We start from the raw sequence: 16,095 nt of genomic DNA, 5'->3' as shown, positions 1-16,095 counted from the left end.
CTCAGGCCGGCTGATCTCTCAGGCCGGCTGACTGCCGGCCTCGACCGCGCGGGTGATCCGGGCGACGATCTCGTCCTCGGTCAGCGCGCCGGCCCGGACGGTCTCGTCGTGGGCGACGTAGTAGAACGCCGCGCCCACGTCGGCGAGCGGGGTGCCGCTGGCCCGCGACCAGGCGAGCCGGTACAGGGCGAGCTGCATCTCCCGCTCGGCGAGCTGGGCCGGGTCGCGGGGCGGACGGCCCGTCTTCCAGTCGACCACCTCGACGCCGTCGGGGCCGTCGAAGACCGCGTCGATCCGGCAGCGCACGATCGTCCCGGCGACCGGGGTCTCCAGGTCGACCTCGACGGCGACCGGCTCGCGCTGCGCCCAGGCGGAGGCGGCGAAAGTGGTCTGGAGCTCGGCGAGCGCGGCGTCGGTCAGGGCCGCGCCGTCGGCGTCCTCACCGCTGCCGCCGACGTCCTCGACGTCCAGCAGTGCGGCCCGGCCGTAGAAGTGCTCCACCCACTCGTGGAAGCGGGTGCCGCGCCGCGACACCAGCGTCGGCTCGGTGGGCACCGGCCGGCGGCGGTCCTGCGCGAAGGCCGCAGGGTCGGTCACGAGGTTGACGACCGCCGAGGCCGACAGGTGCCCGGCGAGCGTCACGTCCTGCTCGCGTGAGCTTCGCGCCGCTCGTTCCTCGAGCAGCAGGCGGGCGTCCTCGCGCCACCGGTCGACGGTCTCGTCGCCGGTGCGGGCCAGCAGGTCCAGCGGGCGGTCGACCCGCTCGCCCACGGCCGTCACGACGGCGGCCGCCGCCGCCTCGCGCCGCGGCCGCCGGACGCCGAGCGGGTCGACGGGCCATCGCACCGGCGGCATGTCGGTGTCGGGGTTCTCCGTGCCGTCCGGCGGCTGCGGCGCCCAGGCGTCCGCACCCAGAGCGTGCAGGAGCCCGGCCCGGCGCGGCTCGAGCAGGAACCGCGACGGCGGCAGCGGCGTCTTGCCGGTGCGGAACCAGGAGCCGGAGAGCAGCAGCGTGTGCTTGGCGCGGGTGAGCGCCACGTAGGCGAGACGGCGCTCCTCCGCCACCCGGTGGGCGCCGGCCGCGGCCCGGAACGCCTTGCGGGCCTCCTCGACCTCGGTGTGCGTCGCGGCGCCGGCGACCTCGAGACCGGGCAGCGCCTCGCTGTCCTTGCGCAGCGGGTAGGGCAGCGCCCCGACGTCGGTGAGCCAGGCCGAGCTGGCGACGGCGCCGTCGTCGCGAGCCTTGCCGTCGTAGCCGGGGAACTGGGTCTCCACCAGTCCCGGGACCGCGACGACGTCCCACTCCAGCCCCTTGGCGGCGTGGACGGTCAGGACCTGGACGACGGCGGAGTCGGGCTCGACCTCGCCCGTCTCGGCGGCGTCGAGGCCCCGCTCGCGCTCCTCGGCGGCGTCCAGCCAGGCGAGGAAGGCGCCGAGGGTGGGCCGGTCGGCGTCCGCGGCGAAGGTGGCCGCCACCTCGGCGAAGGCGTCGAGCGCGGCCCGGGCCGAGCCGGCGCCGGCACTGCCGGCACGGGCGGCGACCTCGATGTCGAGCTCGAGGAGCTGCTCGGTCGCGACGACGAGCTCGGGCAGCGTGAGGTAGCCGAGGGACCGCACCTGGCGCAGGACCTCGCCCAGCCGGCGGACCCGCGCCGCGCCGGCCGCGCTCATGGTGTGTCCGCGTGGGCTGGTCCACCCCGGTGCCGGCGGGTGGGCGACGGCCTCGACGAGGCTGGACTCCTCGCGCGGGTCGAGCCGGCGGTCCTGGTCCCGGGTGAGCTCGTCGGCCGCCCGGCGGGCGAGGTGGCGGGCCCAGTCCTGCAGCGCGTGCAGGTCGGTGATCCCCAGGCGCAGGTTGGTCAGCAGCCGCATGAGGGCGTCGCCGCGGGTGGCGTCGTGGGCAGCCTCGAGGGTGGCACGCACGTCGACGACCTCGGGGGTCGCGAGCAGACCGCCCATGCCGAGGACCCGCACGGGCAGGCCGCGCTCGTGGAGGGCGCGGATGACGCCGGGGAACTGGCTGCGCTTGCGGCACAGCACGGCGGCAGTCTCCTCGGACGCCGGCTGCCAGCGTGCGGCGAGGAAGTCGGCGACCGCCGCGGCCTCGGCGTGCTGCCCGGTGGTGTACAGCCCGAGGACCTCGCCGGGGCCTGCGTCGGGCCGGGCGCGCAGCTCGGGGACGTCGACGGCGGGCCCCAGCGTCGCGCCGGGGGCCCGCAGCGGTGCCGAGACGGTGTTCGCGGCGGCCAGGATGGCCTTGTCGTTGCGCCAGGAGGTGCTCAGCGCGAGCGTCGTCGCCGGTGCGCTCGCTCCCGCGGCCAAGGTCCGCGGGAACCGGGTCGGGAACTCCGCCAGGGAGGCGGCGGACGCACCGCGCCATCCGTAGATCGCCTGGTTGGGGTCGCCGACGGCGGTGACCGGGTGCCCGGCGCCGAACAGGTTCGACAGCAGCTCGAGCTGGGCGACCGAGGTGTCCTGGAACTCGTCGAGCAGGACCACGCGGTACTGGGCACGCAGCTGCGCCCCGACGTCGGGGACCGCCTCGGCGATGCGGGCGGCGAGCGCCACCTGGTCGGCAAAGCCCATCAGCCCGCGCTCGCGCTTGCGGCGCAGGTAGGCCTCGACGAGGTCGAGCAGCGCGATGCGTTCGTCGAGTGCACCGACGATCTTGAGGACGTCGGCGAGGGGCTTCTTGTGGCGACCCTCGGGCGCCTTGTCGACCAGGTCGGCGCGCAGGTCGCCCATGAGCTCGCGCGCCTCCGCCGGGTCGAGGAGGTTCTCCCCGAGCGCCCCGGCCAGCCCGAGGACCGCCGTCGTGACGGAGCCGGGCGACCGGTCCGTGGGCAGGTCCTCGGCCCAGCTCTGGACGAGGTCGTCGGCGAGCTGCCACGCCCCGGCCTCGGTGACGAGGCGCGCGTCCGGGTCCGCGCCGATGCGCAGCGCGTTGTCACGGGCGATGTTGCCGGCGAAGGAGTTGTAGGTGGCGATGTGCGGACGGTCGACGTCGAGCGTGAGGGTCGCGTCGTCGGCGCCGAGCTCGGGTGCGGGCAGGGCGGGCCCGGCCGAGCGCAGGGCGCGCAGGCGGGCCCGCACCCGCTGGGCGAGCTCCGCGGCGGCCTTGCGGGTGAAGGTCAGGCCGAGCACCTCCTCGCCCCGGACGAGCCCGTTGGCGACGAGGTAGACGACTCGTGAGGACATCGTCTCGGTCTTGCCCGAGCCGGCGCCGGCGACGACCAGGAGCGGTTCGAGCGGCGCCTCGATGACGCTCGTCTGCTCGTCGGTCGGTCTGGGCCGTCGGAGGGCGTCGGCGATCTCGGCGGCGGAGTACCGGGGGGCGGGCGGGTCGGGGTGCGCGGCCGCCGGCGCGTCGGTGAGCTGTGTGGTCATTGGGTGACTCGTCCTCCGTTGTCCTGCAGCGGGCAGGAGCTGCGCACCGGGCAGTGGTGGCACTGGTCGTTCTGCACGGCGTCGAACTCCGCGCCGGCCATGGTCTCGGCCGCGAGGGTGACGAGCTCGCGGGCCCACTCGGGGTTCTCGGCGTTGTCGAGCGCGGGCTGCCGGCGCTCGGTCGCGCGGCCCTTCCCGGTGCCGAGGTAGACCAGCCGGGCGCCTGCCGGGGCGTGTCCCTCCCACGTGCCCTCGGCGACGGCCAGCTGGTAGGCGCCGAGCTGCGCGTGCTGCTCCCCCTTCTCGGCGCTGACGGGGTTCGCCGAGGTCTTGAGGTCGACGACCCGGACCTCGCCGTCGTCGAGGTGCTCGACCCGGTCCATCCGGCCGCTGAGGTGGGCACGGCCGACGTCGACGGCGAAGTCCCGCTCGACGTCGACGTCGCCGGGCACGCTCTCGACGTAGCCGGCCAGCCGCTCGATCATCTTCTCGGCGAGGTCCCGCTGCCGGCGGCCGACCCAGCCGTCGCCCATGCCGAGCTCGGCCCACCGCGCGTCCAGGGCCTCGGCGAGCTCGGCATGGGTGCCGTGCGGGTGCTCGGCGGCGATCTCGTGCACCAGGGAGCCCACTGACTGGTCGGTGCTGGCCTCGCCGCGGCCACCCGCCTGCTCGAGGGCCCAGCGCAGGCCGCAGGTGGTGGCCTGCTCGACGCCGGACGGGCTGACGGGCACCTGTTCGTCCGCGGCTCGCAGCGGCTGGGTGCTGCTCATCGGCGCCAGCCCGGACCAGGATGCCGGGTCCGCGCCCGGCACTCCCTCACCGGCCAGGTGCGCGAGCAGCGCGGCCGCCTCCCCCCGCCGCCCGGCGGCCTCCGCGCCGCTGCCCTCCTCCTCGACCGCGCAGCGCAGCTGCGCCACGAGCCCGCGCAGGTCCAGGGCCGGTGGCACGGCGCGCACCTCGGTGGGATCGAGGTCGGGGGCGAGGAGGTCGACGAAGGACGAGGGTCGCTCCTCCTCGTCGAGGACGGCGGTGACGAGGAGCCGGCGAGTGGCCCGGGAGACCGCCACGGCGAGCATCCGGAGCTCGTCGTCGAGGACCTGCCGGCGGGCGGGCCCGTGGGCACGCCGTCCGTCCGGGGACCGGCCGGCCTCGAGGTCCGCGAGCGCGCCGGCGCCGAGGAGCGAGTCGCGCAGACGCAGGTCCGGCCAGACGTCCTCCTGCAGCCCGGCGACGACCACGACCTGCCACTCCTCCCCCGCGGCGGCCGCGGGGGTGAGGACCTGGACGGACTCCCCGCGCAGCCCCTGGGCGGCCAGGGTGTCAGCCGGCAGGTCCTGGGAGCGCAGATGCTGGAGGAACCCGGCCGGGCCCCCGCCGACGGTTCGGTCGGTGTACTGCTCCGCGGCGCGGAACAGGGCCATGACCGCGTCGAGGTCCGCGTCGGCGCGCTCGGCGCCCGCGCCGCCGGACAGGGCCCGCTCGCGCCACGGGTCGGACAGTCCGGCGGCGTCCCAGAGCGCCCACAGCACGGTCTCGGCCGTGACGCCCGCACGGTCGAGGGCGGCACGTCCGGCAGCGAGGACGCCGGCCACCCGCGCGGGTCCGCGCACGACTCCGACGGGCAGGCCCTGCGCCAGCTCGACGTCGGCCAGGACCTGCACGAGCAGCTCGTCCACCGGCCGGGCTCCGCCGGCGGCACGTTCGAGCCCGCGGAGCGTGCGGCGCAGCGTGCGCAGGTTCACCGCGTCCATGCCGCCGATCGGCGAGGTCAGGAGCTCGACGGCCTGCTCGGCGTCGGGGGTGCCGGCCAGTGCGGCGTCGAGCGCCACGAGGAACGGGCGCACGGCCGGCTCCTCGCGGAGCACCCCCGGCCCGGCGCTGCCGCTCACGGGGACCCGCCAGCTCCGCAGCGAGCGCTGCAGCGCCGTGAGGTGGCCGGCGGAGCGCACGACGACGGCCATCTGCGACCATGGGGTGCCGTGGTAGAGGTGCTCCTCGCGCAGCGCCCGGGCGACGTACGCGCCCTCCTGGGCGCGAGAGCGCAGCACGGCCTGGTCGAGCCCGTGCGGGGCCCCGTCCACCGACGAGGCGCCGTCGGTCCCCGGTGCAGGCACCGTGGCCTGCCGGTGCCTGGCGGTGCCGACGACGGACACCGCGGCGGTGACGGCCCGGGTGGTCGCGCGCAGCTCCGCGTCCCCGCGGTGCACCGTGCGCAGCTCGTGCCGGGTCGCGTCGAAGCCGCCGAGGGCGTCGCGGGTCTCGGCGCGTCCGACCAGGGCAGGGGTGCCGCCCCGGAATCCCTGGACCCCCGTGTCCGGGTCACCGTGAAGGAGGAGCTGGGCGCCGTCCTCGGCCAGCACGCGAAGGAGGCGGGCGGTCGCGAGCGTGGAGTCCTGGTGGTCGTCCACGACCACCGCCGACCAGCGCGGGCGCGGGTGGTCGGGAACCTCGTCCTCCCACGCGAGCAGCGCGGCGGCGGCCTCGTCGACGATGCGGGCCGCGTCCAGGCGTGCCCCGCGGTCCGGGGTGAGCTCGCCCAGGGCCGTGACCTCCTGGTACTCCTCGAGCAGCACCGCCGCCGCGGTCCACTCCGGGCGGTCGTGTCGCTCGCCGCGCTCGGCGAGCTCGGCCGGCCCGAGTCCGAGCTCGGCGGCGCGCATGAACAGGTCACGCAGCTCGTCCCGGAACGCGCCCATCGCCAAGGTCTCTGCGCTGATCGACTCCGGCCAGCGCACCGGGGCGCCGAGCCCGGCGCGGTGCCCGTCGAGCAGCTCGGCGAGGATCTGGTCCTGCTCGGGGCCGGTGATGAGCGTCGGCGGCGGCTCGTGCAGCAGCGCGGCCCGCAGGCGGAGCACGGAGTAGGCGAAGGACGCGGGCGTGCGCACGAGGACCTGGGTGGTGGTGCGCCCCAGGCGCGCGGCGACGGCGTCGCGCACGCGGGCCGCGCCGCGACGGGTCGGGACGAGCAGCGCCGCCCCCTGATCACCCGCGACGCCGCTCGTGCCCGGCCGGTCCGGTCCGGTTCCGCCCGCACGGGCCAGGAAGCTCTCCACGGCTGTCGTCGTCTTGCCGGTGCCCGGTGCGCCGACGACGAGCAGGTGGCCGGCACCTGCGGGCCAGGCGACGGCGGCCGCCTGCTCCGCGTCGAGCTCGGGGACCGCCGGCGCCGGAGTGGGCAGCCGCAGCCGCAGCGCGGTGCCTCGTCCGGGTTGCTCCATGTCTCGAATGCCATCACACGCCACTGACATCGGCGGCGAGCGGCACGCGCTGCCGGTCGTGACACCTGTCCCATCGCGGGTCGGGATGAAGCCGGGACCGCGTCGGGGCGGGTCGGGACCGACGTCGGGACCGGGTCGGGACTCAGCCGAGGTGAAGGGTGCGTACCGGATATATCGGTACGAACCCTTCAGGGCGTTTGGCCGAACGCGTGGCTCGCCGCAGAGCGCACAAGGCTCGGTCGCCGGGCACAAGGCTCGGTCGCGGAGCACAGCCCACACGCAGTGCGCGACGAGCCGTCCGGCGGGGTGGGTCAGTGCTCGGCGTCCGGCCACGCGTTGGGCACGCAGCCCTCCATCCGCAGGGACTGCTGGAGCATCACCGGGGCTGTCTCGCCCTCGGCTGGACAGCCGGTATGGGGACGGCCCAGCAGGTGACCGACCTCGTGGTTAACGAGGTACTGCCGGTACTCGGTGAGGGTGCCCCCGCCGCCGAGGAAGGGCTCGGCACCGTCGGACCAGCGCTCGGCGTTGAGCACCGCGCGCTGGTTGCGGCCGCAGGAGTACTCACCGAGGGTCCGCAGCGGGGCGCACAGGGTGTCGGTCAGGGCGCCGGAGGCCAGGACCACCGAGATCGCGACGGGCTGGTCGGTGCGCGCGAACGCCACCGAGTCGTCGTGGCCCCACCCGCGACGGTCGTTGAGGACCCCCATCACGAAGTCCGCGAAGACCTCCGCGTCGACCGGGAGACCGTCCTCGACCTGGACCCGGACCTGACGGACCGTCGCCGCCTCGCGCGGCGCGTCCTGGGACCCGGGGACCGTGATCAGCTCCCCGGACGCACTCGCGGGCACCGTCGGACCGGTGAGTCCGGCGCGCCCGCGCTCCACGGCCGCGAGCGAGTCCAGGGTGCTCGCGAGCCAGGGCAGCCCGATCCCGGCGAGCTCGGGGGTGGTGAGGTCGGCAGCGACGTCGGACGGGTCGCCGTCGTCCGCGTCGCCGTCGGACCGGTCGCCGTCGTCGCCGTCGTCCTCGCCGCGGTCGAGCCGGTCGCCGTCCGACTGGCGATCGGCACCATCGCCCTCCCGGACCGGGCCCGGTACCGCCCGGACGGAGGTCTGCGTGTCCGGACCGACCACCGGCGCCGGGCTCTCCGTCGCCGCGCCCGGGGTCGCGACGAGGACGCCGGCGAGCACGCCCACCAGGGCGAGGGCCAGCGGGAGGTCGTCACGGACACGCACGCCCTCCATTCTGGCACCGCTGGCTTGGCACGGCCGGTCCGGCACCGCTGGTCCGGCACCGCTGGTCCGGCACCGCCGGTCCGGCACCGCCGGTCCGGCACCGCTGGTCCGGCACCGCTGGTCCGGCACCGCCGGCCTGGCACCGCTGGTCCGGCACCACCGGTCCGGGCACCGTTGGTCCGGCACCACCGGTCTGGCGCCGGTCGTGGACGCGGACCGGGCAGCGCACTGTCGGCGGCGGCACCTACGATGGGGAGCAGCACCCCGGTCCGTCCGGCGCCCGAGCGGGCACCGTCCGGACCGTCACCACGTACAGGAGGAAACTGTGGAGATCACCATCGGCGTCCGGAACGTCTCGCGCGAGCTCACCCTGGAGTCCACCCAGAACCCCGACGAGGTGCTCGCAGCGGTGGACAAGGCCCTCGCCGACGGCACGTCTCTGGTGCTCGAGGACGAGAAGGGCCGCCACGTCGTCGTTCCGTCCGGCGCCCTCGGCTACGTCGAGCTCGGTCCCACCGAGCAGCGCCGGGTCGGGTTCGGCCTCGTCTGAGGAGGCCGCGCTCGTCGGGCCCGCGCGGCTCGTCGGGGCCCGCGCGCGAGCGTGCCCCGACCCGTCAGGACTTCAGTGCGAGGCGTTCCATCCGCCGGGCGTGCCCGCCGGCGAGCTGGTTGCGCAGCCGGTCGACGTCGTCACCGGTCTCGCTCTCGGCGAGGAAGGTGACCAGCAGCGGGTGGTCGGCCAGCACCCGCTGGACGATCCCGAGCGCCTCGCCGACCACGCGCCGGCCCCACAGTCCCAGCCGCGCGCCGAGCTGCGGGTCCTGGGCCACCACCGGCCCTAGCACGGCCACCACGAAGTCGGCGTAGCCGTTGTCCGCGAGGACCTCCGCCACGACCTCTGCGGTCGTCGGCCCCAGGCCCACCGTCAGCGCGCGCTGGAGGTCGGCGAGCATGCCGTAGACGACGTACGTCCGCACCAGCCGCTCCGACCAGTCGCCCGGCGGCGTGCGCACGTCGAGGTCTCCGAGGAGGCCGGTGTACCCGTCCATCACCGCATAGAGGTCGGCGTCGAGCTCACGCACGTGACGCTCGAGCTGGTCCAGGGGCGCCAGCTCCCCCGCCGCCATCCGCGCCAGCGTCACCTGCCCGGGCAGGTCGGGGGCGTGCCACGCGTCGCCGGCGAGCTGGGTGAACGCCGCGAGCTGGACCCGGGCATGCAGACCGAGGAGCTCGACGACGGCGGGCGCTGCGACGGGCACGGTCTCGGAGCTCGGAGGCATCGCCCCAGCGTAGAGCCGCCCCGCCCGGGCGCACGGGGACGCCGGGCAGTGACGGCCCCCACGTACCCGCCCCTGCCCGGGGCGAGGGCGACGCGGTACCCTTGAGAGGTACACGGTTGCCCGGTCGTCTCGTAGAAGCCAGAACCTGAGCCGCCTCTCGGCGGCGCGACATGATCACGATCGGCTGCCACGAGCAGGTGCGACGTCGACCCACCCCGGCCACGCCGGTGCGGTGCGGTGCGCCGCGCGCCACGAACGACAAGGCACACATGACTGACCACACCACCTCCGGCGTGCTCGACGCCGTCGAGGGCCCGACCGCCGTCGTCGTCGACGAGGTCACCCCCGACATCACCGCCGACGACGCCGACCTCACCCACCTCGAGGAGAAGTCCTTCGCCGACTTCGGCGTCGAGGACGCCATCGTCGAGGCCCTGCGGGACGTCGGCATCACGCACCCGTTCCCGATCCAGGCCCTCACCCTGCCGGTGGCGCTGGGCCGCCACGACATCATCGGCCAGGCCAAGACCGGCACCGGCAAGACCCTCGGCTTCGGCATCCCGCTGCTGCAGAACGTCGTCGGTCCCGACGAGGCCGGCTGGGCCGAGCTCGACGCGACCGGCAAGCCGCAGGCCCTCGTGATCGTCCCGACCCGCGAGCTCGCCAAGCAGGTCGCCGACGACCTCACCACCGCCGCACGCCGGCGCAGCATCCGGGTGGTGCAGGTCTACGGCGGCCGCGCGTACGAGCCGCAGATCGAGGCGCTGAACGCCGGCGCCGAGGTCGTCGTCGGCACGCCCGGCCGCATGATCGACCTGCTCAAGCAGCACATCCTCGACCTCGGCCACGTGCGCACCGTCGTGCTCGACGAGGCCGACGAGATGCTCGACCTGGGCTTCCTGCCCGACGTCGAGACGCTGCTCTCGCGCACCCCGGCCACCCGCCACACCATGCTGTTCTCCGCGACCATGCCCGGTGCCGTCGTGGCCATGGCCCGCCGCTACATGTCCCGCCCGACGCACATCCGCGCGCAGGACCCGGACGACCAGGGCGCGACGGTGAAGAACACCCGCCAGGTGGTCTACCGGGCGCACGCCCTGAACAAGGTCGAGATGCTCGCCCGGATCCTCCAGGCCGAGGGCCGGGGCCTGACCATCGTCTTCACCCGGACCAAGCGGACCGCCGCGCGCGTGGCCGAGGACCTGGCCGAGCGCGGCTTCGCCTCGGCGGCGATCCACGGCGACCTCGGCCAGGGCGCCCGCGAGCAGGCGCTGCGCGCCTTCCGCTCCGGCAAGGTCGACGTCCTGGTCGCCACCGACGTCGCGGCCCGAGGCATCGACGTCGACGACGTCACGCACGTGGTCAACTACCAGTGCCCCGAGGACGAGAAGATCTACCTGCACCGCATCGGCCGCACCGGCCGCGCGGGCAACGCCGGCACCGCCGTGACGTTCGTCGATTGGGACGACATGCCCCGCTGGTCGCTGATCAACAAGGCCCTCAACCTGGGTGCGCCGGAGCCGGTGGAGACCTACCACACCTCCCCGCACCTCTACGCCGACCTGAGCATCCCCGAGGGCACGACCGGGCGCCTGCCGCGCGGTGCGCGGACCCGCGCCGGCCTCGCCGCCGAGCAGATCGAGGACCTCGGGGAGACCGGCAAGCGCCACGCCGACCGCCCGCGCGGCGGTGACCGCGGCCGTGGTGGCCGCGACGGCGGCCGGGGCTCCGGCCGCCGCGAGGGCGGCCGGCAGCACGAGGGTGCCCGCCCGGACGCCGACGAGCGTCCCCGCCGCTCGCGCAGCCGTCGCCGCACCCGGGGCGGCAAGCCCGCCGAGGGCGCACCCACCGAGGGCGCGCAGGGCTGACCCCCAGCTCACGACCCGCACGAAGGCCCGGCCGCCACGGCCGGGCCTTCGTGGCGTCCGGGGCCGCGCGTTTCGTGGCGTCCGGGGACGGGAGCGAGGCGACGTGTGCGGTGGCACACTCGAGGACGTGACTGGCAGGGTGAGGTCCGGACCGCCGCCACAGCCGGTGGCGGGCCGGCAGCGGCCGTCACCCGCGCGGCACCTCGAGAAGACAGGCAGGTCATGACCAGCGAAGTCGTCGACGTCCCCCGTTCCGAGCACCTCGACGCCGCCGCCGGGCTGAGCGAGTCCCCGGAGGCCGGACGCCTGCTCCGCCTGTTCTACCGGGACGTCATGACCGAGGACCTGCTCAGCCAGCAGCCGGCCGACCTCCTGGGCGCAGCCCGCTCCCAGTGGCGAACCGCCCAGCGGCGCGACGCCGGCACCGCGACGGTGCGGGCCTTCACCCCGACCGAGGCGGGGGACGGCTGGGCCACCGGACGCACCGTCGTGGAGATCGTCACCGACGACATGCCGTTCCTCATCGACTCGATCACGGCCGAGCTGGCCCGCCAGGGCCGCACCGCCACCCTGCTCGTCCACCCCCAGCTCGCCGTGCGCCGGGACACCGACGGCGAGCTCGTCGAGGTCCTCGACGCCGACCCGGCCGACGTCCCGGAGGACCCGGGCGTCCTGGTCGAGTCGTGGGTGCACCTCCAGGTCGGCCTGGAGCACGACCCCGACCAGCACGCGAGCATCGTCGCCGAGCTCACCCGGGTGCTGACCGACGTGCGCATCGCCGTCGAGGACTTCCGGCCGATGGTCGAGCGTGCCACCGGGATCGCCGCCGAGCTGGACGCCTGCCCGCCCGCCGGGCTGTCGGCCCCCGAGGTCGAGCGGGCCCAGGCTCTGCTGCACTGGCTCGCCGACGGCCAGTTCGTCTTCCTCGGCTACCGCGAGTACCGCCTCACCGATCCGGGCACCGACGCCGCCGAGACCGTCCTCGAGCCGCTGCCCGAGTCCGGCCTCGGGCTCCTGCGCGCCGACTCCTCCCGCCCGCCACGGTCCACGCCGCTGCCGGGCCGCGCGGCGCGCAAGGCGCGCGAGCCGCGGCTCGTCATCATCACCAAGGCGAACTCGCGCTCGAGCGTGCACCGTCCCCTCTACCTCGACTACGTCGGGGTCAAGACCTTCGACGACGACGGCGTGGTCGTCGGCGAGCGACGCTTCCTGGGGCTCTTCACCGCCGGGTCCTACCGCTCCTCCGTGACCCAGGTGCCCTTCGTCGCGGACAAGGTCGCCGCCGTCATGGCGGCCAGCGGCTTCGCCCCGGGCAGCCACCTCGGCAAGGACCTGCTCGGCGTCCTGGAGGACTACCCCCGCGACGAGCTCTTCACCACCACCGTCGAGTCGCTCACCGAGGTGGCCACCGCCGTGGTGCACCTGCGCGAGCGTCCCCGCACCCGGCTGTTCCTCCGGACCGAGGTCTACGGCCGCTTCGTCTCCTGCCTGGTCTACCTGCCGCGGGAGCGGTACAGCATCGCGGCGCACTCCCGGGTGGAGGCGATCCTGCGCGAGGCGTTCGGCGGGGTCGCCGTCGAGCACAACACCCTCCTCTCGGAGTCCGCGCTCGCACAGCTCCACCTGGTCGTCCGGGTCGCCCCCGGCGAGCAGGTCCCCGAGGTCGACGTCGCCGCGCTCGAGCAGCGTCTGGCCGCGGCCACCCGCAGCTGGACCGAGGACCTCGCGGTCTCCGTGCGGGAACGGTTCGACGAGTCCGCGGCCGCCGAGCTGCTCGCGCGCTTCGGCCAGACCCTGCCCGAGGGGTACAAGGAGGACTTCGACCCCGACGTCGCGGCGGACGACCTTACGCACCTCGGCGCCCTGACACCCGGCGCGCTGCGGCTGAACCTGTACCGCAGCGCGGACGCCGCCGCCGGTGAGCGCCGCCTGAAGGTCTACGCCCTGCGCCCGCTCACGCTCAGCGCCGTGCTCCCCGTCTTCCACCACCTCGGTGTCGAGGTGACCGACGAGCGCCCCTACGAGCTGCGGGCGGGCGACGGCCCGGTCGCCCACGTCTACGACTTCGGCCTGCGCGCGCCGACCGAGGAGGCCTGGGGCGGGACGGACGCGCGCGACAGGTTCCAGGACACCTTCGCGGCCGTGCGCGACGGCGCCGCGGAGAGCGACGGCTTCAACGCGCTGGTGCTCCTGGCCGGGCTGACCTGGCGGCAGGTCACGATCCTGCGCACGCTAGCGGCGTACCTGCGCCAGACCGGCTCCGTGTTCTCCCGCGAGTACGTCGAGGCCGCGCTGCGCGAGAACCTCGGCACCACGCGGCTGCTGGTCGAGCTCTTCGAGGCCCGGTTCGACCCGGACCGTGCCGGCGGCACGGTGTCACCGGAGCGTGAGGAGGCCGAGGAGTCGCTGGCGCAGGACATCGACACCGCGCTGGACGAGGTGGCCAACCTCGACCACGACCGCATCGTGCGCGCCCTCCTCGCGGTGGTCCGGGCCACCCTGCGCACGAACTTCTACCAGCGCACCGCCGACGGCGAGCACCCGCCGACCGTCACCCTCAAGCTCGACCCGCAGGCCATGCCCGACCTGCCGAGACCGCGCCCCGCGTTCGAGATCTTCGTCGCCTCCCCGCGCGTCGAGGGCGTGCACCTGCGGTTCGGCCCGGTGGCCCGCGGCGGCCTGCGCTGGTCCGACCGCCGCGAGGACTTCCGCACCGAGGTGCTCGGCCTGGTCAAGGCGCAGATGGTCAAGAACGCCGTCATCGTCCCCACCGGCTCCAAGGGCGGGTTCGTCGCCAAGCAGCTTCCCGACCCGTCCGACCGCGAGGCGTGGCTGGCCGAGGGCACGGCCGCGTACGAGCTCTTCGTCGGCTCGATGCTGGACGTCACCGACAACCGGGCCGCCGGCGAGGTCGTCCCGCCCGAGCGGGTGGTGCGCCACGACGGCGACGACCCGTACCTCGTGGTCGCCGCCGACAAGGGCACCGCCGCGTTCTCCGACGTCGCGAACGCGGTCTCCCAGGCGCACGGCTTCTGGCTCGACGACGCCTTCGCCTCCGGCGGCTCGACCGGGTACGACCACAAGAAGATGGGTATCACCGCGCGCGGTGCGTGGGAGTCCGTCAAGCGGCACTTCCGCGAGCTCGGCACGGACACGCAGACCGAGGACTTCACGGTCGTCGGCGTGGGCGACATGAGCGGCGACGTGTTCGGCAACGGCATGCTGCTCTCGGAGCACATCAGCCTCGTCGGCGCCTTCGACCACCGGCACGTGTTCCTCGACCCGGACCCGGACCCTGCCCGCTCCTACGCCGAGCGGCGTCGCCTCTTCGAGCTGCCGCGCTCGTCGTGGGAGGACTACGACCCCGAGCTGATCAGCCCCGGCGGCGGGGTCTATGCCCGCTCGGCCAAGTCGGTGCCGATCTCGCCGCAGGTGCGCGAGCGTCTCGGGCTGGACCCGGGCGTGGAGAAGCTGACGCCCGCCGAGCTGATGCGGGCGATCCTGACCGCCGACGTCGACCTGCTCTGGAACGGCGGGATCGGCACCTACGTCAAGGCCTCGACGGAGTCGCACGCCGAGATCGGCGACCGGGCCAACGACGCCGTCCGGGTCGACGGCGCTGACCTGCGCTGCCGGGTGGTCGGCGAGGGCGGCAACCTGGGGGTGAGCCAGCGTGGCCGGGTCGAGGCGGCCCTGGCCGGGGTGCGCATCAACACCGACGCCATCGACAACTCCGGCGGTGTGGACAGCTCGGACTACGAGGTGAACATCAAGATCCTCCTGGGCGCCGCCGTCCGGTCGGACCGGTTGAGCGTGGCGGACCGCAACGAGCTGCTCGCCTCGATGACCGAGGACGTGGCCACCAAGGTGCTGCGGCAGAATTACGAGCAGAACGTGCTGCTGGGCAACGCCCGCGCGCAGGAGCGCGACATGCTCGGCGCGCACCAGCGGCTGATGGCGTGGCTGGAGGAGCGTGGGGAGCTCGACCGTGAGCTGGAGTTCCTGCCCACGGACACCGAGTGCGCCCAGCGCGCCGAGGACGGGCGCGGCCTGACCTCCCCCGAGTTCGCCGTCCTGGTCGCCTACTCCAAGCTCGCTCTCAAGGCGGACCTGATCCGGTCCGGCCTGCCCGACGACCCGTGGTTCGGCCGCACCCTGACCGAGTACTTCCCGCCGGCGCTGCGCGAGGCGTGGGCGGCGGACGTGGGCGAGCACCCGCTGCGGCGCGACATCGTCGTGAACTCCGTCGCCGGCTCGGTCGTCAACCGGGGCGGCATCACGTTCGTGTACCGCGCGATGGAGGAGACGGGCGCGAGCGCCGAGCACGTCACGCGCGCCTTCGTCGTCTGCCGGGAGATCTTCGACCTCGCCGGCTTCGTGCACGACGTCGAGGCCCTGGACAACGCGGTGCCCACCGACGTCCAGTCGAGCCTGTACCTGGCCTTCCGCCGGCTGCTCGACCGGGCGGTGCGCTGGTTCGTGCGCAACCGCCCCGAGCTCGACGTCGGCGCCGAGATCGCCCGCTTCGGCCCGGCGGTGGCCGAGTTCGCGCCGATGGAGCAGGTGCTGCGCGGTGCCGAGCTCGAGCGGCTGCGCGCTCAGGTCCACGAGTACGAGCGGGCTGGGGTGCCGGCCGAGCTCGCCGCACGCACGGCGGCCCTGCTGGACCTGTTCTCCGTGCTCGACATCGTCGAGCTCGCCGACGGGACCGGCCGCTCCGTCCGAGAGGTCGGCGACCTGTACTTCGCGACGTCGGAGCACTTCGGCATCGACAGGCTGTTCCGCCTCGTCGAGCAGCTGCCCCGCGAGGGCCGCTGGGACACCCTCGCCCGCGGCGCGGCGCGGGACGACCTCTACTCCGTCCTGGGCTCCCTGACCGGGACCGTCCTGGCGACGGCGGGACCGGCGGACGACGGCGCGGACCGGCTCAGGGCGTGGACGGACGCCCGGCGGCCGGTCGTGGAGCCCGTGCGCCAGGCCCTGGCCGAGATCGACCAGCTGGAGACCGCCGGGCTGGCGCCCCTGTCCGTCGCCCTCCGTGAGCTCCGCGGCGTGGTCCGCCTCGGGTCCATGGGCACCGACCCGGCCGGGCGCGGCTGAGGCG

7 protein-coding genes are annotated in these 16,095 nt (G+C 75.0%); 3 read left to right on the top strand and 4 right to left on the bottom strand.

Features of this window, described 5'->3' with window-relative positions:
- Positions 1-18: 18 nt before the first annotated feature.
- From GD748_RS08995 to GD748_RS08985, 3 genes are all read right to left on the bottom strand, one after another.
- Positions 19-3,387 carry an ATP-dependent helicase gene (locus GD748_RS08995; RefSeq protein WP_152194831.1) on the bottom strand — a complete coding sequence of 1,123 codons (3,369 nt, stop codon included), beginning with the start codon at positions 3,385-3,387 and terminating at the stop codon, positions 19-21.
- Positions 3,384-6,605, bottom strand: a complete 3,222-nt coding sequence (locus GD748_RS08990; protein WP_152194830.1) for an ATP-dependent helicase — start codon at positions 6,603-6,605, stop codon at positions 3,384-3,386. The genes GD748_RS08995 and GD748_RS08990 overlap by 4 nt, the downstream gene beginning before the upstream one ends.
- Positions 6,606-6,916: 311 nt before the next feature.
- Positions 6,917-7,843 (bottom strand): DUF3152 domain-containing protein, encoded by a 927-nt coding sequence (locus tag GD748_RS08985; protein ID WP_152194829.1) that lies wholly within the window; start codon positions 7,841-7,843, stop codon positions 6,917-6,919.
- A 325-nt stretch (positions 7,844-8,168) separates the two neighbouring features.
- Here GD748_RS08985 and GD748_RS08980 point away from each other — a divergent pair, with 325 nt between their 5' ends.
- Entirely contained in the window at positions 8,169-8,393 is a 225-nt protein-coding gene (locus GD748_RS08980) for a DUF3107 domain-containing protein (RefSeq protein ID WP_152194828.1), read from the top strand.
- 64 nt (positions 8,394-8,457) lie between these two features.
- On the opposite strand, the gene GD748_RS08975 is transcribed toward GD748_RS08980, so the two are convergent.
- Positions 8,458-9,123 (bottom strand): ferritin-like fold-containing protein, encoded by a 666-nt coding sequence (locus GD748_RS08975; protein ID WP_152194827.1) that lies wholly within the window; start codon positions 9,121-9,123, stop codon positions 8,458-8,460.
- Positions 9,124-9,392: 269 nt separating this feature from the next.
- Between GD748_RS08975 and GD748_RS08970 the strand changes: the two genes are divergently transcribed.
- Positions 9,393-10,991 (top strand): DEAD/DEAH box helicase, encoded by a 1,599-nt coding sequence (locus GD748_RS08970; protein ID WP_152194826.1) that lies wholly within the window; start codon positions 9,393-9,395, stop codon positions 10,989-10,991.
- A gap of 222 nt (positions 10,992-11,213) precedes the next feature.
- Complete coding sequence (locus GD748_RS08965) at positions 11,214-16,091, top strand: NAD-glutamate dehydrogenase (RefSeq protein WP_152194825.1); 4,878 nt, start codon at positions 11,214-11,216, stop codon at positions 16,089-16,091.
- Positions 16,092-16,095 lie beyond the last annotated feature (4 nt).

Source organism: Georgenia subflava, from assembly GCF_009193155.1.
GTDB lineage: Bacteria > Actinomycetota > Actinomycetes > Actinomycetales > Actinomycetaceae > Georgenia > Georgenia subflava.
This window is presented reverse-complemented; position numbering and strand designations above follow the sequence as displayed.

Bases quoted from the DNA above. Each gene is read 5' to 3' on its own strand.
- GD748_RS08995 (WP_152194831.1), bottom strand. From the start codon at position 3,387: ATGACCACACAGCTCACCGACGCGCCGGCGGCCGCGCACCCCGACCCG.
- GD748_RS08990 (WP_152194830.1), bottom strand. From the start codon at position 6,605: ATGGAGCAACCCGGACGAGGCACCGCGCTGCGGCTGCGGCTGCCCACT.
- GD748_RS08975 (WP_152194827.1), bottom strand. From the start codon at position 9,123: ATGCCTCCGAGCTCCGAGACCGTGCCCGTCGCAGCGCCCGCCGTCGTC.
- GD748_RS08970 (WP_152194826.1), top strand. From the start codon at position 9,393: ATGACTGACCACACCACCTCCGGCGTGCTCGACGCCGTCGAGGGCCCG.
- GD748_RS08965 (WP_152194825.1), top strand. From the start codon at position 11,214: ATGACCAGCGAAGTCGTCGACGTCCCCCGTTCCGAGCACCTCGACGCC.